Source organism: Streptococcus mitis bv. 2 str. SK95 (assembly GCF_000222705.1).
Taxonomy (GTDB): Bacteria; Bacillota; Bacilli; order Lactobacillales; family Streptococcaceae; genus Streptococcus; species Streptococcus mitis_AY.
Genome location: NZ_AFUB01000063.1, coordinates 1 through 21,148 on the forward strand (window position 1 = coordinate 1; position 21,148 = coordinate 21,148).

19 protein-coding genes are annotated in these 21,148 nt (G+C 41.7%); 4 read left to right on the forward strand and 15 right to left on the reverse strand.

What is annotated here, in order from left to right; genetic code table 11:
* Positions 1 to 13: 13 nt before the first annotated feature.
* The 6 genes from HMPREF9965_RS11915 to parE all read right to left on the reverse strand — a co-directional run bounded on the left by HMPREF9965_RS11915 (position 14) and on the right by parE (position 8,404).
* Positions 14 to 244: a DUF2969 domain-containing protein gene (locus HMPREF9965_RS11915; RefSeq protein ID WP_000037107.1), complete on the reverse strand. Its 231-nt coding sequence runs from the start codon at positions 242 to 244 to the stop codon at positions 14 to 16.
* A 112-nt stretch (positions 245 to 356) separates the two neighbouring features.
* Positions 357 to 1,394, reverse strand: a complete 1,038-nt coding sequence (locus HMPREF9965_RS11920) for a branched-chain amino acid aminotransferase (RefSeq protein ID WP_303742551.1) — start codon at positions 1,392 to 1,394, stop codon at positions 357 to 359.
* A 115-nt stretch (positions 1,395 to 1,509) separates the two neighbouring features.
* Entirely contained in the window at positions 1,510 to 3,990 is a 2,481-nt protein-coding gene (gene parC, locus HMPREF9965_RS11925; protein WP_080566899.1) for a DNA topoisomerase IV subunit A, read from the reverse strand.
* Between the two features lie 721 nt (positions 3,991 to 4,711).
* On the reverse strand, positions 4,712 to 5,524 hold the full coding sequence (locus tag HMPREF9965_RS11930; RefSeq protein WP_004244261.1) for an aminoglycoside 6-adenylyltransferase: 813 nt from the start codon (positions 5,522 to 5,524) through the stop codon (positions 4,712 to 4,714).
* 87 nt (positions 5,525 to 5,611) lie between these two features.
* Entirely contained in the window at positions 5,612 to 6,436 is an 825-nt protein-coding gene (locus HMPREF9965_RS11935) for a hypothetical protein (protein ID WP_000113998.1), read from the reverse strand.
* A gap of 18 nt (positions 6,437 to 6,454) precedes the next feature.
* Positions 6,455 to 8,404: a DNA topoisomerase IV subunit B gene (parE, locus tag HMPREF9965_RS11940; RefSeq protein WP_000037296.1), complete on the reverse strand. Its 1,950-nt coding sequence runs from the start codon at positions 8,402 to 8,404 to the stop codon at positions 6,455 to 6,457.
* Between the two features lie 134 nt (positions 8,405 to 8,538).
* Here parE and plsY point away from each other — a divergent pair, with 134 nt between their 5' ends.
* Entirely contained in the window at positions 8,539 to 9,180 is a 642-nt protein-coding gene (gene plsY / locus HMPREF9965_RS11945; RefSeq protein ID WP_004244265.1) for a glycerol-3-phosphate 1-O-acyltransferase PlsY, read from the forward strand.
* A gap of 37 nt (positions 9,181 to 9,217) precedes the next feature.
* On the opposite strand, the gene HMPREF9965_RS11950 is transcribed toward plsY, so the two are convergent.
* From HMPREF9965_RS11950 to HMPREF9965_RS11985, 8 genes are all read right to left on the reverse strand, one after another.
* Positions 9,218 to 10,174: an ABC transporter permease gene (locus HMPREF9965_RS11950; RefSeq protein ID WP_000029142.1), complete on the reverse strand. Its 957-nt coding sequence runs from the start codon at positions 10,172 to 10,174 to the stop codon at positions 9,218 to 9,220.
* Positions 10,175 to 10,176: 2 nt separating this feature from the next.
* The gene (locus tag HMPREF9965_RS11955) at positions 10,177 to 11,235 is read right to left on the reverse strand and encodes an ABC transporter permease (protein WP_000038694.1); all 1,059 of its coding nucleotides are present in this window, start codon (positions 11,233 to 11,235) and stop codon (positions 10,177 to 10,179) included.
* A complete protein-coding gene (locus HMPREF9965_RS11960; protein WP_000929865.1) occupies positions 11,228 to 12,763 on the reverse strand; it encodes an ABC transporter ATP-binding protein in 1,536 nt (511 codons plus the stop codon). Before HMPREF9965_RS11960 ends, HMPREF9965_RS11955 begins: the two co-directional genes overlap by 8 nt.
* A 136-nt stretch (positions 12,764 to 12,899) precedes the next feature.
* Positions 12,900 to 13,955 carry a BMP family lipoprotein gene (locus HMPREF9965_RS11965; RefSeq protein WP_001036119.1) on the reverse strand — a complete coding sequence of 352 codons (1,056 nt, stop codon included), beginning with the start codon at positions 13,953 to 13,955 and terminating at the stop codon, positions 12,900 to 12,902.
* Positions 13,956 to 14,045: 90 nt separating this feature from the next.
* A complete protein-coding gene (locus HMPREF9965_RS11970) occupies positions 14,046 to 14,435 on the reverse strand; it encodes a cytidine deaminase (protein WP_000246108.1) in 390 nt (129 codons plus the stop codon).
* A complete protein-coding gene (gene deoC, locus HMPREF9965_RS11975; protein WP_000773695.1) occupies positions 14,422 to 15,084 on the reverse strand; it encodes a deoxyribose-phosphate aldolase in 663 nt (220 codons plus the stop codon). The genes HMPREF9965_RS11970 and deoC overlap by 14 nt, the downstream gene beginning before the upstream one ends.
* Before the next feature lie 19 nt (positions 15,085 to 15,103).
* Complete coding sequence (locus HMPREF9965_RS11980) at positions 15,104 to 16,381, reverse strand: pyrimidine-nucleoside phosphorylase (RefSeq protein ID WP_001202935.1); 1,278 nt, start codon at positions 16,379 to 16,381, stop codon at positions 15,104 to 15,106.
* Positions 16,378 to 16,968: a class I SAM-dependent methyltransferase gene (locus HMPREF9965_RS11985; RefSeq protein WP_004244254.1), complete on the reverse strand. Its 591-nt coding sequence runs from the start codon at positions 16,966 to 16,968 to the stop codon at positions 16,378 to 16,380. Before HMPREF9965_RS11985 ends, HMPREF9965_RS11980 begins: the two co-directional genes overlap by 4 nt.
* A 234-nt stretch (positions 16,969 to 17,202) precedes the next feature.
* On the opposite strand from HMPREF9965_RS11985, the gene coaA reads away from it, so the two are divergent.
* From coaA to HMPREF9965_RS12000, 3 genes are all read left to right on the forward strand, one after another.
* The gene (coaA, locus tag HMPREF9965_RS11990) at positions 17,203 to 18,123 is read left to right on the forward strand and encodes a type I pantothenate kinase (protein WP_000180474.1); all 921 of its coding nucleotides are present in this window, start codon (positions 17,203 to 17,205) and stop codon (positions 18,121 to 18,123) included.
* 67 nt (positions 18,124 to 18,190) lie between these two features.
* Complete coding sequence (gene rpsT / locus HMPREF9965_RS11995; protein WP_001274000.1) at positions 18,191 to 18,427, forward strand: 30S ribosomal protein S20; 237 nt, start codon at positions 18,191 to 18,193, stop codon at positions 18,425 to 18,427.
* A gap of 52 nt (positions 18,428 to 18,479) precedes the next feature.
* Positions 18,480 to 19,013, forward strand: coding sequence for a DNA topology modulation protein (locus HMPREF9965_RS12000; RefSeq protein ID WP_000684216.1), 534 nt, complete (start codon positions 18,480 to 18,482; stop codon positions 19,011 to 19,013).
* 16 nt (positions 19,014 to 19,029) lie between these two features.
* Here the strand turns inward: HMPREF9965_RS12000 and metG are convergent, their stop codons facing one another.
* Positions 19,030 to 21,027, reverse strand: a complete 1,998-nt coding sequence (gene metG / locus HMPREF9965_RS12005) for a methionine--tRNA ligase (protein WP_001291389.1) — start codon at positions 21,025 to 21,027, stop codon at positions 19,030 to 19,032.
* Between the last annotated feature and the right edge of the window lie 121 nt (positions 21,028 to 21,148).

The following is a 21,148-nucleotide window of genomic DNA, read 5'->3' on the forward strand; positions in this document are numbered from 1 at the left end:
CAAAAAACAAGCATTATTTTGTTAAATTATAGTTTTCAATCAAAATTTCCACAGCTTTTTCAAGTTTTTTATAAAAACTATCGACATTTCCATTCTTTATGATGGCAAATTGGCTATCTAATTCGGCAATTTCTCCAATGACCTTTTTCCCAATCGTCAAAACGTATCCTTCATAACTGTCTTTTCCAACAGTCACTTTAGCATCAGTTAATTGGATTTCAATTTTCTTATCTTTTTTACTCATACTGTACCTCTTTTCACTTTTTCTATTGTACAAGAAAATGTTCAAACTAGCAAGAAAAAACTCCATTTCAGCACTTACAACTGCTATGGAGTTCTTCTTTATTTCATGTCTTTTAGTCCACTTTGACAATCCATCCTTCAGGCGCTTCTACATCACCAAATTGGATACCGGTCAATTCATCATAGAGTTTACGCGTAACAGGACCTACTTCTGTTTCACTATAGAAAACATGGAAATCGTCACCGTGTTGGATTCCCCCAATTGGAGAAATAACCGCTGCTGTTCCACAAGCACCTGCCTCTACAAAACGCTCCAAATTATCGATTGGGACATCGCCTTCGATCGGAGTCAAGCCCAAGCGGTGTTCTGCCAAGTAAAGCAAAGAGTACTTGGTAATGGATGGCAAGATAGATGGACTCAATGGCGTAACAAATTCATTGTCTGCCGTGATTCCAAAGAAGTTGGCTGATCCTACTTCTTCAATCTTTGTATGTGTAGATGGGTCTAGGTAGATAACGTCAGAAAAGTTGCGAGACTTGGCCATTTTACCTGGTAGAAGACTGGCAGCATAGTTCCCACCTACCTTGGCCGCACCCGTACCATTTGGAGCTGCACGGTCGTATTCATCCTGAATCAAGAAATTCGTTGGAACCAATCCACCTTTAAAATAGTTACCAACTGGCATAGCAAAAATGGTGAAAATATACTCTTCTGCTGGTTTTACCCCAATGATATCTCCAACACCAATCAAAAGTGGACGAAGATAAAGGGTTCCACCTGTTCCATATGGTGGGACGTATTCTTCATTTGCACGCACAACTGCTTTACAAGCTTCTACAAACATTTCTGTCGGAACTTGTGGCATCAAAAGACGGTCGCAAGTACGTTGCAAACGCTTGGCATTTTCGTCAGGACGGAACAATTGAACACTGCCGTCCTTCGTACGATAGGCTTTCAGACCTTCAAATGCTTGCTGTCCATAGTGGAGACTTGGAGAAGACTCTGAAATATGCAAGGTTGCATCCTCTGTCAATTCTCCTTGATCCCATTGACCATTTTTGTAGTGAGCGATATAACGGTAAGGTAGTTTCATATAAGCAAAACCAAGATTTTCCCAATCAATTGCAACTGTCATGTGTTTCTCCTTTATACTATTCAAACTATGTGTTCTATTCTACACTTTTCTAGTAAAATTTCAAGTATTATTTGTAATTTTCTGAAAATTTTTTCAACATAAAGAAATCAGCCCTCTGGGCTGATTCTTTTTACGGATTTGCTTTGTCTTCTTTAAAGACTTCTTTGAGGTAAGCATCGAAAACTTCCTCATCTGAAATGGTGTCAGAAATAAAACTTCCATTGCTAGTACGTTCTGACAAGTTGAGGTCTTGCAAGCGACTCTCATAGATTGTTCCTTTATTGGATTGGACCAGCAGCGTTTGGTCGTTTTCTTCTACTTCTGTACTGAAGAGGTCACCAACAAAGCCTTGCTCTGCAACTGCTCCTGCTAAGAAGACACGATGCGGTTTGTTTTTCAACTCACGCAAGACTTGTAGGCCTCGTTTGGCACGGCTGGTCGCTGGAATTTCGTCAATAGAAACACGTTTCAAGCTTCCACGTTGGGTCAAGAGGTAGAAGGAGGTGGTGTTACAGATAAAGGCAGCCTGAAGTTCATCATCTGCTTTCAGGTTCATAGCCTTGACACCCGCAGCCTTGGCACCAACAACCGGAACCTCTTCGATATTGAAACGAAGGGCGTAACCGTTTTGGCTAATCAAGAGTACATCATCTAGTTTAATCGGAGCCACTGCTACAATCTGGTCTGTCTCGTCTTTGAGCTTAGCATACTTGACAGACTTAGACTTGTAGGTCCGCCATGGAGTGAATTCTTTTCGTTCTACGCGCTTGATTTGACCAAGACGAGTTGCAGCAAAGTAGGTTGTAGCATCATCAAACTGATCCACGACTTCTGCATAGAGTATTTCTTCGTTAGTTTCAAAGTTTGTAACTGTCTGGCTCAGATGCTCTCCGATATCCTTCCAACGAATATCTGCCAATTCATGGATTGGTCGATAGATGACATTCCCAAGAGTCGTGAACATCAAGAGGTGCTGGGTTGTCTTAGTAGCTTGCACAAAGATCAGACGGTCATCATCACGTTTACCAATTTCTTCCAGAGTGGATGCTGCAAAGGAACGTGGGCTAGTACGCTTGATATAGCCCGCCTTGGTTACGCTGACATAGGTATCTTCCTCGGCAATCAAACTAGCTGTATCAATCTCGATTGCTTTCGCAGTATCTTCCAAAGCACTCAAACGTGGTGTCGCAAATTTCTTCTTGACCTCACGGAGTTCTTTCTTCATGAGATTGTACATGGTACGTTCATCACCGATAATGGCTGCAAGCATAGCAATCTTCTCACGCAATTCTGCTTCTTCTTCCTGCAAGACAACCACATCGGTATTGGTCAAACGGTAAAGTTGCAAGGTAACGATAGCCTCAGCCTGCTCTTCTGTAAAATCATAGCTGACCTTGAGGTTTTCTTTGGCGTCAGCCTTGTTCTCAGAAGCACGGATAAGAGCAATGACTTCGTCCAAAATCGAAATCACGCGAATCAAACCTTCAACAATGTGAAGGCGTTTCTCAGCCTTTTCCTTGTCAAAGCGGGAACGTGCCAAAATCACTTCACGACGGTGGGCGATATAGCTAGACAAGATTGGAACAATCCCGACCTGACGGGGTGTGAAATTATCAATCGCCACCATGTTAAAGTTGTAATTGATTTGTAGGTCGGTGTATTTGAAGAGATAGTTGAGTACGAGCTCGGTATTAGCGTCTTTCTTGAGTTCAATAGCGATACGAAGACCGTCACGGTCAGACTCATCACGAACCTCAGCAATACCAGCCACCTTGTTATTGACACGGATTTTATCAATATCTTTGACTAGAGTCGCTTTGTTAGTTTCATAAGGAATCTCAGTGATAACGATTTGTTCCTTACCACCTTTTAGCTTTTCAATCTCCGTCTTAGAACGAACGACCACGCGCCCTTTCCCAGTTTCATAGGCCTTCTTGATTTCATCACGGCCTTGGATGATAGCTCCTGTAGGAAAATCTGGTCCAGGTAAAAATTCCATGAGCTTGTCCACCTTAGCTGTTGGGTGATCAATCATGTAAACCGTCGCATCAATGACCTCAGCTAAATTATGCGGTGGAATGTCTGTGGCATATCCAGCCGAGATTCCCGTCGAACCATTGACCAAGAGGTTTGGAAAGGCTGCTGGCAAAACAGTGGGTTCTTTCTCGGTATCGTCAAAGTTCCATGCAAAAGGAACTGTCTTCTTCTCGATATCCTGAAGGAGATAACCAGCGATCTCAGACAAACGCGCCTCGGTATAACGCATTGCTGCAGGCGGATCACCGTCCATAGAACCGTTATTACCGTGCATTTCAACTAGAATCTCACGGTTTTTCCAGTCCTGAGACATACGAACCATGGCATCATAGATAGAACTGTCACCGTGTGGGTGGAAATTCCCCATGATGTTCCCGACAGACTTGGCCGACTTGCGATAACTCTTATCAAAAGTATTGCCATCCTTATTCATCGAATAAAGAATACGACGCTGAACCGGCTTCAATCCATCACGAATGTCTGGCAAAGCTCGGTCTTGAATGATGTACTTGGAGTAGCGACCAAAGCGCTCCCCCATGATGTCCTCTAGGGACATGTTTTGAATGTTACTCATATAGGATACAAAGCCCGTAAAATGCAAAGTAAAAATAGGAAATTCTTAAAGCGAGCGATGCTCACAAGAGAATTTATCTTTTTCACACAGTATTTAGGGCGTGTTCAACTCCTTTCAAAGAATGTAGAGTAGGTTTTACATTAAAATTGGTACTTGAGAAAAATATTTTTAGATACTATTTAAGTCATTCACAAACACTTATTTAGATTAACCAAAAGCATCTATTCCCTATGGATCGTTCTTTCTTCTTTGAAGTACGTACAAATATAGACAAGGTAAATAAGAAATTATAGCAGTTGATATCAGCAAGATATCAAATACAAGCTTTTGCTCTCGAAATAGCTCCTCCCAATGCATTGTATTAAGATAATGAAAAATTAAACCGAATAAATAACAGATACTTATAGGGAAGACTCTCCACTTGATTGATTTGTATAAATAATATAAGCGTATTGAGTGATAGAGCGTGGAAGAAATAAGCATAGGTAAACAAAAAGAAATTAGAAAGAAAGAAAATCTTAAAGCATCATCAAAAAGCTCTGTGCGATCTATTGAAATAAGCCAAATATTACACATCGTTATAATAATCGGGAAAAATAATCCATACACCCTTTTATGTAACTTATTTCTTTTAATAGCTAGAAAGATTGAGGACACCAATACTAAAATTTGTACTCCTGGGAATCCCATAAAAAATATAGCAAACACATAATTCAACATACTATTTCAACCTCTCCTCAGCATACTCAATCATCTTCTCAGCTACTTCCATATCATAGTCAAAGCTCATATTTTTGGCAAGGATTTGCGCTTCTCTGTGGAAAAGTTGCATCGTAGCAAACAAAGATTGAGTGATTTTGTCACTACTTGAAAAATCAAGTAGATTTGAGAATTCCTTCTCTTTCTCAGCAGGCAAGTAGCTAAAGAGGTACTTGTAGTTCTTGCCAACATCAACCGTCCCCCTATCACTTGCTACCTGCCAAGCCAATATCTTCAAGAGTTCTTGGTGACAAATGCCGTAGAGATGATCAGTCGCATAGAAGACTTGCTTGCGACAGATTCCCTTGACTACGTAGGCTGACACCCACCAAAATTCATTACAGGCTTTTTCAAAATCAATCGGCCTAGCTGGGTTCGTCCAGTAACGTTGAGAGCTTGTAGTATAGGACTCAAACAAGCCTTTCTCATCTTTCAAAACTGTATAATCAGCTTCGCTATCCACCCACTCTTGGATGTGACTTTTGGGGCAGAGGGTCAAATCAATTCGATTGCCATCTTCAAAGAGCATGAGATAAAGGCGACGGTGTCCCAGTACATTATACTGTTCAATCAAGCGTTTGCCAAACCAATCCAACCAAGAAAGGTCACTCATCAGGGCATCTAAATCCCCCACAATATAGACCACGTCGTAATCCTGAAACTCATCTTTTGGTGCTTTTGGATTTGTCCGTGAACCAGACATGGCGACAGCCTCGACTTGGAGCACTTTTGCGGTTTGAAAAATTAAACCAAGCATTTCGGATTCAGTTCTCATATTAACACCTGTTCTTTATTTGATATTACTGTCTATTAGCATACTATTTCTCAAGTTAAATTAGTTAATCAATTATAACAGATTTAGCTATCCTTCTCTCAAAGTTTTTAATTTCGACAAAATTCTAGATTCATCCATGCTTAAAATAACAAATAAAGTCGAAGTATAGATGTCATCGTACCATTGTTCCAGTTCATCATCAGCCAAATCAAGATGATATTGATTTGAATTATTGTGCCTTAAACCAAAATTATTATACATTTCAAAAAGTTTTTCAAACGCGATAACCTTTTGATTGTTAACTTTCAAAATATCTTTTAATTCTTCAGAATTATTTAATTCTTTCCTAAACGGTTCAAGGTAGTTCGCTAAAGCAATAAGTATTTCTTTCTTACGCTGAATATTTCCCTTATTTGAAAAATGATTATATTCTAAGACCTTTATCGCCTCCTCAATACTAGTTTCAGATACAATCTGAGAAGCTTCTGAGGCATATACATTCTTTTCAACAATGATTTTGTTACCATTATCCAATGTAATCAATTCATGATTTGATAATTCTAAGAATCTTGTAATATTATCAAATATAACTTGAATAAACTGGCATTCTTTTTCTGTAAATTTTCCCTCAAGATTATTAAATATATCGACTAATAACTCAGAGAAAACAAATAGTTGTTCAGTTGTATCATAGATGTTTGAAATAATAACTTCTATCATTTGTGAATAACTGGTGAACGTTGATCGATTAGGATAATCTAAGAAATTATCAGAAATGGCACTATTTATCGTTGTATAATAGCCGCGGCCCAAATTATTCTCCATTTTAAGTAAGTCCACTAAATTTTTCAGTTCTCTCTGTGGATCAAACTCCATCTGGTTCAAAATATCAAAATAATTTCGTCTCGCCATAATATCTCCTATACTATCTTAAAACACCATCTCCCCACTCTCTTCCAGTGTAAACTTGACATTATCCTCAATCCACTTACGGCGTGGTTCGACCTTGTCTCCCATGAGGACGTTTACGCGGCGTTCAGCGCGGGCTAGGTCTTCGATTGTGACACGGATAAGAGTGCGGGTTTCTGGATTCATGGTTGTTTCCCAGAGTTGGTCCGCATTCATCTCACCAAGACCTTTGTAGCGTTGGAGGGTAGCGCCTTTGCCGAACTGCTTGCGGAGTTCTTCTAGCTCTCCGTCCGTCCAAGCATAGGCCACTTCTTCTTTCTTGCCTTTTCCTTTGGACATCTTGTAAAGAGGCGGAAGGGCGATGTAGACATGTCCTGCCTCAACTAGCGGACGCATGTAGCGGTAGAAAAATGTCAAGAGCAAGGTCTGGATATGAGCACCGTCAGTATCCGCATCGGTCATGATAATGATCTTGTCATAGTTAGCATCCTCAATAGAAAAGTCTGCTCCGACACCTGCACCGATGGTATAAATCATGGTATTGATTTCTTCATTTTTGAGAATATCTGCCATCTTGGCCTTGGCTGTATTGATCACCTTACCACGAAGAGGCAAAATAGCCTGAAACTTGCGGTCACGACCTTGTTTGGCAGAGCCACCGGCAGAGTCCCCCTCGACTAGGTAGAGTTCATTCTTAGCTGGATTTTTAGACTGAGCTGGCGTTAATTTACCAGAAAGCAATCCCTTATCTTTTTTGTTTTTCTTGCCATTGCGACTCTCATCACGCGCTTTACGTGCTGCTTCACGAGCATCACGCGCCTTGATAGCCTTGCGAATGAGATTAGAAGCCAGTTCACCATTTTCCATAAGAAAGAAGGTCAACTTATCAGCCACAATTCCATCCACAACTGGACGAGCCAGAGGGCTTCCAAGTTTGTCCTTGGTCTGTCCCTCAAACTGGAGGTGCTCTTCAGGAACCAGAATTGATAGAACGGCTGCTAATCCTTCACGATAGTCGGAACCTTCAAGGTTCTTATCTTTTTCTTTGAGAAGTCCCGTCTTACGCGCATAGTCGTTCATGACCTTTGTAATGGCAGACTTGAGTCCCGTCTCATGCGTTCCACCGTCCTTGGTACGAACGTTATTGACAAAGGATAGAATGTTATCTGAAAATCCATCATTGTACTGGAGAGCAACTTCCACTTGGAAACCATTATCTTCCCCTTCAAAGTATAGAACTGGTGTCAAGGTTTCCTTGTCTTCATTGAGGTAAGAAACAAAGTCCTGTACTCCGTTCTCATAATGGAATTCGATTGCTTCATCTGTTCGCTTATCTGTCAAAGACAAGGTAACATTTTTTAAGAGAAAGGCTGACTCATTGAGTCGTTCTGAAATGGTATTGTACTTGAAGTCAGTCGTAGAAAAGATCGTCGCGTCAGGCATGAAGGTAACCTTGGTACCTGTCTTAGACTTGGGTGCTGTACCAATTTTTTTCAAGGTTGTGACGGGTTTTCCACCATTTTCAAAACGTTGCTTGTAGACTGTACCGTCACGAGTAATTTCAACTTCTAGCCAACTAGAAAGGGCATTAACAACGGAAGAACCCACCCCGTGGAGACCTCCAGATGTCTTATAGCCACCTTGTCCGAATTTTCCTCCAGCGTGGAGAATGGTAAAGATAACTTCAACAGTTGGAATTCCCATGGCGTGCATCCCAGTCGGCATCCCTCGACCATGGTCTTGAACGGTTAGACTGCCGTCTTTATTGATAGTCACATCGATGCGATCACCAAATCCAGACAAGGCTTCATCAACTGCATTGTCCACTATTTCCCAGACTAGGTGATGAAGACCCGCACCGTCGGTCGAACCAATATACATCCCCGGACGTTTACGGACCGCATCCAACCCTTCTAGCACCTGAATGGCGTCATCATTGTAGTTATTAATATTGATTTCCTTTTTTGACACAAGGAACCTCCTATTTGTTCATCTTTTCTATTTTACAGGTTTTCTAGCGATTTTGCAAAGTTTTCCCATTTAGCTGTCACAATTTCAAATGAGATTCTCAGCCTTTCTACACCATTTCATGGTATAATAGAACCATGATGACATTTGTATTATTAATTTTAGCTTATCTACTAGGTTCGATTCCGTCTGGTCTATGGATTGGACAAATTTTCTTTCAAACAAATCTGCGCGAACACGGTTCTGGAAACACCGGAACAACCAATACTTTCCGCATTTTAGGAAAAAAAGCAGGTATGGCAACCTTTGTGATTGACTTTTTCAAAGGGACCTTGGCAACTCTCCTTCCTATTCTATTCCACCAACAAGGTGTATCACCTCTTGTCTTTGGACTTTTGGCCGTGATTGGACATACCTTTCCTATCTTTGCAGGGTTTAAAGGGGGCAAGGCTGTCGCAACTAGCGCTGGAGTTATTTTCGGATTTGCGCCTATTTTCTGTCTCTATCTAGCAATCGTATTCTTTGGAAGCCTCTATCTAGGTAGTATGATTTCACTGTCTAGCGTTACTGCTTCTATTGCAGCCGTTATCGGAGTTCTCCTATTCCCACTATTTGGATTTATCCTGAACAGCTATGACCCTCTCTTCATTTTGATTATCCTAGCACTCGCTAGCTTGATTATCATTCGTCACAAGGATAATATCACACGTATCAAAAATAAAACTGAAAATCTCGTCCCTTGGGGATTGAACCTAACCCATCAAAATCCTAAAAAATAAAACGCCAGTTTGAATGAACTGACGTTTTTTTGTATGCTTATTTTGATTTGATGTAGTTGATACCATCTGCCTTAGGAGCAACTGCTTTTCCGAAGAAGGCTGCCAAGACAATGACTGTCAAAACATAAGGCGCGATTTGAAGGTAAACAGCTGGCACTCCTTGTAGGAAAGGCAATTGAGAACCGATAACTGCCAAACTTTGTGAAAGTCCAAAGAAGAGACTAGAAAGCATAGCACCGATTGGGTTCCATTTACCAAAGATCATCGCAGCAAGAGCGATAAATCCAGGACCGACAATAGTCGTTACTGAGAAGTTGACAGAAATGGATTGAGCATAAATCGCTCCACCAATCCCCCCTAAGAAACCTGAAATGATAACCCCAAGATATCTCATTTTGTAGACATTAATCCCCAAGGTATCCGCTGCTTGAGGGTGTTCACCGACAGAGCGAAGGCGAAGACCAAAGCGTGTCTTAAAGAGAATAAACCAAGCAAAGAATGAGAAGGCAATTGCGATATAACCTAGTAGACTGGTAGACTTGAAGAAGATATCTCCAATCACTGGGATATTAGCCAAAACTGGGAAATCAAAACGTCCAAAAGTCTGGCTCAAGTTGTCGGTTTGTCCTTTGTTATAAAGAACTTTGACCAAAAAGACTGCTAAAGCTGGCGCCATCAAGTTCAACACTGTTCCACTGACAACATGGTCCGCACGGAAGTGAACGGTTGCAGCTGCGTGGATAATTGAGAAAATCGCTCCCACAATTCCTCCGACCAATAAGGCAAGCCAAGGAGTTGCTGATCCAAGTTGTTCTGCAAATTCAAGGTTGAAGACTACCCCAGAAAAGGCACCCATAACCATAATTCCCTCAAGACCGACATTGACTACCCCTCCACGTTCAGAGAAGACCCCACCAATACTCGTAAAGACAAGAGGTGCTGAGTAGATCAACATAGAGGATACCAAGAGGGTTAGCATTGTTGTAATAGACATCTTTACTTACCTCCTTTTGCTTGTTTCTTCGGTTTGACAAAACGCTCGATAAGGTAGTGAACGCTGACAAAGAAGATAATAGACGCCGTTACGATGCTAACAAGCTCTGATGGTACTTGCGCAGCATTCATACCAGGTGCTCCGACTTGGAGAACTCCAAATAGGAAGGCTGCAAATAGAATACCGATTGGAGAGTTTGCTGCAAGGAGACTAACTGCCATTCCGTTAAATCCGATAGCCAATGACGAACCTTGAACATAAACGTTTTGGAAAGTTCCCAGACCTTCAACTGCTCCACCTAAACCTGCCAAGGCTCCTGAAATAATCATAGATAGGATAATTGTGCGTTTGGCAGAGATACCTGCGTACTCAGAAGCATTTGGGTTGAGACCAACTGCACGGATTTCAAAACCAAGAGTTGTTTTCTTGAGCAAGAACCAGATGACAACTACCGCAATAACCGCAAAGAAAATTCCGATATTCATACGAGAATTTCCAGTCAACTCAGACAACCATGGTGTCTGATAGGCGGCGTTGGCACCGACACGGATTGTCGAGTCTGTACTTTGCATCAATTCTTTAGGGAAAGAGCGGATAAAGGCATTTCCCACATACAATACAATGTAGTTCATCATGATGGTCACGATAACCTCCGATGTTCCGAGATAAGCTCTGAGGATACCTGGGATAGCTCCGACAATCCCACCAGCAATAAGGGCAATAACAACTGTCGCAAGAATCATCAAAGGACGTGGCATATCAGGATTTGAAAGGGCAAACCACCCACTCATAACCCAACCTGCAAGAGCCTGTCCAGGAAGACCAACGTTAAAGAAGCCTGCACGACTGGCTACTGCAAAACCAAGACCAATCAAGACAAGAGGTCCCATGGCACGGAAAATCTCACCGATACCACGCAGGCTACCAAAAGCTGTATAGAACAACTCCTCATAACCCCAAATAGCATCGTAGCCGAAGATCCACATAACAAGGGCTCCGAGTAAGATTCCTAAGAATACGGAAATCATGGGAACCGAAATTTGTTGTAATTTTTTAGACATCACTCTTCTCCTTTCCCAAGCTTCCACCAGCCATCAAGACACCAAGTTCTTGTTTGTTGGTTGTTTCTGGCGACACAATACCTTGAATCTTCCCATCGTGGATAACAGCAATACGGTCTGAGACATTTAAAATCTCATCCAATTCAAAGCTGACAACGAGAACAGCCTTGCCATTATCACGTTCTTCAATCAAGCGTTTGTGAATATACTCAATGGCACCAACGTCCAAACCACGTGTCGGTTGGCTGACGATCAGGAGATCAGGGTCTCGATCAATCTCACGAGCGATAATTGCTTTTTGCTGATTTCCCCCTGAAAGAGCTGCTGCTGGAACAAACTCGCTAGCAGCACGGACGTCAAATTCTTCCATCAGTTTCTTGGCATGAGAAGTGATATTGGCATAGTTCAAGATGCCATTTTTACTGAGCGGTTCTTTGTAGTAGGTTTGAAGAGCAATGTTTTCTGAAATCATCATATCTAAAATCAAACCATCACGGTGGCGGTCTTTTGGAACATGGCCAACACTCATCTCTGTAATTTTTCGAGGATGCAGACCTGCAATTGATTTGCCTTTTAGATCAATGCTACCTGACTCAACCTTGCGAAGACCCGTGATGGCTTGAATGAGTTCTGACTGGCCATTTCCATCGATACCCGCAATACCGACAATTTCACCAGCATGAACATCCAAAGAAAGGTTCTTCACAGCTGGTACACCACGGTTTTCATTGACAACTAGGTCTTTGATAGACAAGACCACATCTTTTGGCTGGGCTGCTTGTTTGGCTGTCTTAAAGGATACCGAACGTCCCACCATCATTTCTGCTAAGTCTGCATTTGTTGCCCCTGCAATCTCAACGGTCTCGATTGATTTTCCACGACGGATAACCGTAACACGATCGGAGACTGCACGGATTTCATCCAATTTGTGGGTGATTAGTATGATGGATTTGCCTTCCTTGACAAGGTTTTTCATAATGGCCATCAACTCATCAATCTCAGAAGGAGTTAATACCGCTGTTGGCTCGTCAAAGATAAGGATATCAGCACCACGATAGAGTGTTTTCAAGATTTCTACACGTTGTTGGGCACCAACGGAAATATCCGCCACCTTAGCAGCAGGGTCAATCGCCAAGCCATAACGTTCTGAAAGTGCCCTAATTTCTTTGGTAGCCCCTGCAATATCTAGCACGCCATTTTTGGTGACTTCACTCCCCAAAATGATATTTTCAGCCACTGTAAAAGCTTCAACCAACATAAAGTGTTGGTGAACCATCCCAATTCCCAAACTAGCAGCTTTAGACGGTGAGTCTAGTTTTACAACTTGACCATTCACCGCAATCTCACCACTAGTTGGTTCAAGAAGCCCCGCTAGCATGTTCATCAGAGTGGATTTCCCTGCTCCATTTTCTCCTAAAAGTGCATGAATTTCACCTTTTCGCAGTTGCAAGTTGATTTTATCGTTGGCGACGAATTCACCAAACACCTTGGTAATCTCACGCATCTCAATGACATTTTCGTGTGCCATATGCTCTTCCTTTCAGAGGTTTATTTTATTTCAATAAAACCTGCTAATCACATTAACAAGCTCTATTGAGACAAAAATTGCCTCAATTCTTAAAGAAGCGACCGATGGCCGCTTCCTAAGAAATGACTTTTATCCATTATTTTTCAGGAACTTTTACGCTTCCATCAAGGATTTTAGCTTTTGCTTCTTCGACAGCTTTTTTACCTTCTTCTGAAAGGTTTGTTACTGCCAAGTCAACCCCTTTATCTTTCAATGAGAAGACGATAACTTGTCCACCAGGGAATTCACCTTTTTCCGCTTTATTAGCGATATCTTTTACAGCTGTACCAACTTGTTTCAAAGTTGAAGCAAGAACAAAGTTTGATTCTTTACCATCTTTAGAAGTGTATTTACCTTCTTCTGCTTGGTCACGGTCTACACCGATAACCCAAACTTTTTCATTTTCAGGACGGCTTTCGTTAAGTGATTTAGCTTCAGAAAAGACACCTGCTCCTGTACCACCTGCTACTTGGTACACGACATCAGCACCTGCAGCATACTGAGCGGCAGCGATTGTTTTACCTTTAGCTGCGTCACCAAACGAACCAGCGTAGTCTACTTGAACCTTGATAGATGAGTCTACTGAAGCAACACCTGCTTTGAAACCAGCTTCAAAACGTGAGATAACTTCGGATTCCATACCACCTACAAAACCAACTTGTTTTGTTTTAGTTGTTTTTGCGGCAGCAACACCTGCAAGATAACCCGCCTCGTTATCTGCAAAAGTAGCACTTGCAACGTTCTTTTGATCTTTGATGACGTCATCGATCAAGACATAGTTCAAGTCTGTATGTTCTTTTGCTGCCTCTTCAACTGCATTTTTAAGGGCAAAACCAACACCAAAGATCAAGTTATAGCTTCCTGCCGCTTGTTGTAAGTGGTTCGCATAGTCTGCTTCACTTGTTGATTGGAAGTAAGTGTAACCGTTATCTTTAGAAAGGTTGTGTTCTTTCCCCCAAGCTTGCAAACCTTCCCAAGCTGATTGGTTGAATGATTTATCATCAACACCACCAGTATCAGTTACGATTGCTGCTTTTGTCTTCACATCAGATGAAGATGAAGCTGCGTTACGAGAAGAGCGGTTACCACATGCAGCGAGACCAATTGCTGCTACTGCAACTAGACCAAGGCCTAGCCATTGTTTCTTGTTCATTACTGAACCTCCTAAATAAGATGTGCAACGATGTTGCAAGTATGGATTGTTTGGTCACACAGACCACAGCCACTGCAAGAGTGGCCCAGACTAATTTAAGTCTGTAAATGAGTATGGAAGTAACTCCCCGACCGTCATCTCGACCGTCGATTTATCTTTGGCGACAAGTGTCACCTTTAGATCTTGTTCAAAAAATTCAACCATGACCTGGCGGCAAGCACCACATGGCGAGATGGGTTTTTCAGTTTGTCCGTAGACAATCAACTCTGAAAACTCTCTTTGGCCTTCGGAAACTGCTTTGAAAATCGCTGTACGCTCTCCACAGTTTGTCAAAGAATAGCTAGCATTCTCAATATTAACACCCGTATAAACGTTACCATCCTTAGCTACTAAAACAGCTCCAATAGGAAAGTGAGAATAGGGTACATAGGCTTGCTTGCTGGTTTCAATTGCTAGTTCAATTAACTCAGTAGTCGCCATCCGCTAATTCTCCTTTTAAAATCGCAACGCCAGCAGATGTTCCGATACGGGTAGCACCTGCTTTCACAAAAGCAACAGCATCCGCATATGAACGAGCTCCACCAGCTGCCTTAACTCCCATATCTGGCCCGACTGTTTTACGCATTAATTTAACATCTGCTACCGTAGCACCGCCAGTTGAAAATCCAGTTGATGTTTTGACAAAGTCAGCGCCTGCTTTTTGGGATAATTGGCAAGCCACAACCTTTTCATCGTCTGTCAACAAGCAGGCTTCAATAATAACTTTTACTAACTTGTCACCACTTGCTTCGACGACAGCACGGATGTCCGATTCAACTAAATCAAGATTGCCTGATTTGAGAGCACCAACATTGATAACCATATCAATCTCATCTGCACCGTTTTGAACAGCTTCTTTTGTTTCAAAAGCTTTCACAGCTGAAGTTGTTGCTCCCAAAGGAAAACCTACTACTGTACAAACCTTTACATCTGAACCATCAAGTCCTATTTTCGCATGTTTCACCCATGTGGGATTGACACAAACGCTGGCAAAGTCATACTCACGCGCTTCAGATAGCAAACGATCAATTTGTTCTTGGCTTGCATCTTGCTTTAAAAGCGTATGATCAATATATTTATTTAACTTCATATTCGGATTCTCCCTGATTTTATGAGATAATTTCTATAATTTCTCGTAAACTTTGCACTCCATCATTTATTTTAACATATTTTTGAAATTCTGTAACTAGTTCAGAAGAAATTTTTCCATTTGTATAAACTTTTGCAACAATTTCTCCTTTTTGAACGGAGTCTCCAACTTTCTTTTCAAAAACAATCCCTGTTTCATAGTCCAAGTCATCAGACTTGACTGCACGACCGGCTCCTAGTCTCATGGCATAGAGTCCAAATTCCATTGCTGGAAGGGCTGAAATAACACCTGTTTCTTGAGCAGGGACTTCCACCACATGGTCAACTTTGACGGGGCGATAGAGATCTTCTAAATCACCGCCTTGTGCTGCTACCATTTCTTCAAACTTAGCCAGTGCTTTGCTATTCTCAAGATGTTGACGGATTTCCTCGACCGTTTTCTCAACATCAGCCAAACCAAGCATAATCTGGGCTAACTCGCAGATAAAGTGACTAATATCTTCTCGGCCTTTTCCTTGAAGAATCTCGATTGCCTCAAGGATTTCGAGACGATTCCCAATGGCTCTTCCCAAGGGTTGGCTCATATCGGTAATGACTGCTACCGTCTTTCGACCAACGGCCTTACCAAGATCCACCATGGTTTGAGCCAATTCGCGCGCCTCCTCAACAGTCTTCATAAAGGCACCCTCACCGACAGTCACGTCTAGCAAAATGGCATCTGCTCCAGCAGCGATTTTCTTACTCATGACAGAACTAGCAATCAAAGGAATAGTGTCGACAGTCGCTGTCACATCACGAAGCGCATAGAGAAGTTTGTCTGCTTTAACCAGCTGGTCAGACTGACCAATGACGGATACACCAATATCTTGAACCTGTTTGATAAAATCCTCTTGACTACGCTCAACTTGGTAGCCCTTAATGGACTCCAATTTATCAATTGTCCCACCAGTATGACCGAGGCCACGACCACTCATTTTAGCAACGGGCACACCAAAGCTGGCTACTAAAGGAGCTAAAATCAAGGTTACTTTATCGCCAACCCCACCAGTCGAATGCTTATCAACTTTAACCCCATCAATAGCTGACAAATCAAACTCCTGACCTGTCTTGACCATATTCATCGTCAGGTCAGAAATCTCTCGTGTCGTCATTCCTTTAAAATAAACAGCCATAGCAAAGGCAGACATCTGATAGTCTGGAACAGTTCCTGCCACATAGCCTTCTACTAGCCACTTGATTTCATTTGGAGTTAGTTCTTGACCATCTCGTTTCTTTTGGATTAAATCAACTGCTCTCATTCTTTCACACTTCTAAGGATATAGTATCCCTTATCTTTCTTTACGATTTCACAATTTCCAAAAACGTCTTCCATCTTACTTTTAGCACTTGGAGCTCCTTGTTTTTTCTGAATGACGATGGTTAAATCTCCTTCGTCTTTCAAGAAATCTCTGCTCTTTTCGATAATCTCATGAACAACTTGTTTACCCGCTCGAATAGGCGGATTGGAAATAACATGGTCAAATTCCTCTTCAACTTCCTCATAGATATTAGACTGAAAAATCGTCGCTTCAACCTTATTTCGTTCAGCATTTTGTCGCGCTAAGTCCAAGGCACGATTATTGATATCAACCATGGTCGCTTGGACACCATAGGCCTTGACCAAAGAAAGCCCTAGGGGACCATATCCACAGCCTACATCAAGGACCGTTTCTCCTTCGTTGATCTCTAGGCACTTGAGCAAGAGCTGACTCCCAAAGTCAACCATTTTCTTGCTAAAAACACCTGCATCCGTGAAAAAGGTCATTTTATGTCCTAGCAACTCTACTCTCAACTCATGAATGTCGTGAGCAGCGTCAGGATTTTCTGCATAATACATTTTACTCATGAAACTATTTTACCATATTTTAGTGAAATGTTAAATCGTTTACAAAGCTGAAATTCAACAAACAAACTAAATCTGTTATGATAATAATTAAATGATCTTTGTATTTTTCACTCTATTTTTCCCTGTTAGAGGCAACTTATAGCAACTTTCAAGAATCAGAATGATAAATATCGAATTTCATTCTCTCTTTGACTACGAAATATGATATACTAAGATATCGAACGAGGAAAAATTATGACCAACGAATTTTTACATTTTGAGAAAATCAGCCGTGAAACCTGGCAGTCCTTGCATCGCAAAACAACTCCTCCCTTGACGGAAGAAGAACTGGACTCCATCAAGAGTTTTAACGACCAAATCAGCCTACAAGATGTGACAGACATCTATCTGCCACTGGTTCACCTTATCCATATCTATAAAAAAGCCAAAGAAGATTTGTCTTTCTCAAAAGAAATCTTTCTTCAAAGAGATAGCAAGCCCCAACCTTTTATTATTGGGGTTTCTGGTAGTGTTGCTGTAGGAAAATCGACCACTAGTCGCTTACTTCAGATTCTTCTATCACGTACTCTCCCGGATGCTACTGTAGAATTGGTGACAACTGACGGTTTTCTCTATCCCAACCAAACTTTAATTGAGCAAGGTATCTTAAATCGCAAAGGTTTTCCAGAGAGTTATGACATGGAAGCCTTGCTGAATTTTCTTGACCGCCTAAAAAATGGACAGGATGTCGATATTCCAGTCTATTCTCATGAAGTGTATGACATCGTCCCTGGGGAGAAACAACGCGTTAAGGCTGCGGATTTTGTCATCGTTGAAGGAATCAATGTCTTCCAAAATCCTCAAAATGAGCGCCTTTACATCACTGATTTCTTTGATTTCTCCATCTATGTGGATGCTGCTGTCGAAGACATTGAAGGTTGGTATCTGGATCGTTTCTTAAAACTCCTCAGCTTTGCCCAAAATGATCCCAACAGCTACTACCACCGCTTTACGCAAATGCCGATTGGAGAGGTCGAAGCCTTCGCTCATCAGATCTGGACCAGCATTAATCTAATAAATCTACAAAACTATATCGAACCGACAAGGAATCGTGCCGAGATCATTCTCCACAAGGCTAAAAACCATGAAATCGATGAAATTTACCTAAAAAAATAATTTCCCCTTGTCAAAACCTGAGTTTTCAGATATAATGGTATAGTTAGTAAATATGGAGGTAAGAACATTGGCAAACATTAAATCAGCTATCAAACGCGCTGAATTGAACGTTAAACAAAACGAAAAAAACTCAGCTCAAAAATCAGCTATGCGTACTGCTATCAAAGCTTTCGAAGCAAACCCTTCTGAAGAACTTTTCCGTGCTGCTAGCTCAGCTATCGACAAAGCAGAAACTAAAGGTTTGATTCATAAAAACAAAGCAAGCCGCGATAAAGCTCGTCTTTCAGCTAAACTTGCTAAATAAGAAACAGTCCATAGAGGCTGTTTTTTTGTCCTCTAATAAGAAAAGGTAGAAAATGAAAATCGCAATCATCGGATATTCTGGAGCTGGTAAGTCAACCCTAGCTGAAAAATTATCAAACTACTACTCCATCCCAAAACTGCATATGGATACACTCCAATTTCAACCTGGTTGGCAAGACAGTGACCGCGAATGGATGTTGACCGAGATGAAAAACTTTCTCACAAAGCATGAAGCTTGGGTCATCGACGGTAACTACTCTTGGTGCTATTACGAGGAAAGAATGCAGGAAGCTGAGCAAATTATCTTTCTAAATTTTTCCCCATGGACTTGTCTCTTTCGAGCCTTTAAACGGTATCTCACATACCGAGGCAAGGTCAGAGAAAGCATGGCAGCAGGCTGCCCTGAACGCTTTGACTGGAACTTTATCAGATGGATTCTCTGGGATGGACGGAGCAAATCCGCTAAAGAACGTTATCAGCAGATTCAAGAAACCTATCCGGAGAAAGTAATTGTCCTCAGGTCACAAAAGGAGATGGACCAGTTCTTAGAAAAGCTCACACATAACAAGAAAAACCAACGTACCTAACGTTGGTTTTTTGCTTTTATCCAATCACACTTCCGTTTGGTACAGCTGGATCAACTGTGAGAAGGGTTAGTTTGCCATCATGTTCAGCTGAGAGGATCATGCCTTGGCTGACATATTTTTTCATCATCTTGCGAGGTTTGAGGTTGGCAACGATTTGGACTTTCTTGCCGACCAATTCTTGCTCATTTGGATAGTATTTCGCAATTCCTGAGAGGATTTGACGGTCTTCGCCATCACCAGCATCTAGGCGGAATTGAAGCAACTTATCAGAGCCTTCCACTTTAGACACTTCTTTGACTTCAGCAACACGAATCTCAACCTTATCGAAGTCTTCAAACTTAATTTCATCCTTGTTCAGTTTGAGTTCGACTTCGTCTGGATTCCATTCTTTTTCGACTGCTGGCTTGCTACCTTCCATTTGTTCCTTGATATAGGCGATTTCTTCTTCCATATCCAAACGTGGGAAGATTGGTGTTCCTTTGGCTACTACTGTTACACCCTCAGGAAAATCCCCCAAGCTCAAGTTCTCAAGACTAGTAACTTCTGCGAGACCAAGCTGAGTCAAGACTGCGCGACTGGTTTCCATCATAAATGGCTCAATCAAGTGTGCTACGACACGAAGGCTGGCTGCCAAGTGGCTCATGACACTTGCCAATTGGTCACGAAGAGCTTCATCCTTAGCCAAGACCCATGGGGCTGTCTCATCAATATATTTGTTAGTACGAGAGATAAGCGTCCAAACTGCTTCTAGAGCACGTGGGTAGTCAACTGCATCCATGTGTGTATGGTAATCAGCAATTGATTCAGTAGCTACTTGAGCAAGAGCATGGTCAAATTCTGTCACACCTTCTACATAGGCAGGGATTTGTCCATCAAAGTACTTGTTAATCATGGAAACCGTACGGTTGAGGAGGTTTCCTAGGTCATTGGCCAATTCATAGTTGATACGGCCTATGTAGTCCTCGGGAGTAAAGGTTCCGTCTGAACCGACTGGAAGGCTACGCATGAGGTAGTAACGAAGCGGATCCAGTCCATAACGCTCTACCAACATTTCAGGATAGACGACATTCCCTTTAGACTTAGACATCTTGCCGTCTTTCATGACAAACCAACCGTGGGCAATCAAGCGGTCAGGCAACTTCATATCCAACATCATGAGAAGGATTGGCCAGTAGATAGAGTGGAAACGAAGAATGTCTTTTCCGACCATGTGGAAGACCGTTCCATTCCAGAACTTATCAAAGTTACCATGTTCATCTTGACCATAACCAAGAGCTGTCGCATAGTTAAGAAGGGCATCAATCCAAACATAGACAACGTGTTTAGGATTGGACGGCACTGGTACTCCCCATGTAAAGGTTGTACGAGAAACCGCTAAGTCTTCCAATCCTGGCTCGATGAAGTTACGTAGCATTTCATTAAGACGACCATCTGGAGTGATAAAGTCAGGATGTGATTTAAAAAATTCAACCAAGCGATCTTGATATTTACTTAGACGAAGGAAGTAAGACTCTTCTGAAACCCATTCAACCTCGTGACCAGATGGAGCGATACCGCCCGTCACATTTCCAGCTTCGTCACGGAAAACTTCTGCAAGCTGGCTTTCTGTAAAGAATTCTTCATCTGAGACCGAATACCAGCCAGAGTATTCGCCCAAGTAGATATCATCCTGAGCAAGTAAGCGCTCAAAGACTTGAGCCACTACTTTTTCATGGTAATCATCAGTCGTACGGATGAATTTATCGTATGAGATATCTAGTAATTGCCAGAGTTCTTTGACTCCAACCGCCATCCCGTCAACATAAGCTTGTGGTGTAATACCAGCTTCTTCTGCTTTCTGTTGGATCTTTTGACCATGCTCGTCAAGACCTGTCAGATAAAAGACATCGTAGCCCATGAGACGTTTATAACGCGCTAGGACATCACAGGCGATAGTTGTGTAAGCAGAACCGATATGAAGTTTACCAGATGGATAGTAAATCGGTGTTGTAATATAAAAATTCTTTTCAGACATATTTTTTCCTTTCCAGGCAAATGAAACCTGTTTTTCTAACACTTCATTATATCATATTTTCGGTGATTTTCGATAGGGAAATCTATACAAAAACAAGATAGACAAATGTCCATCTTGTTTA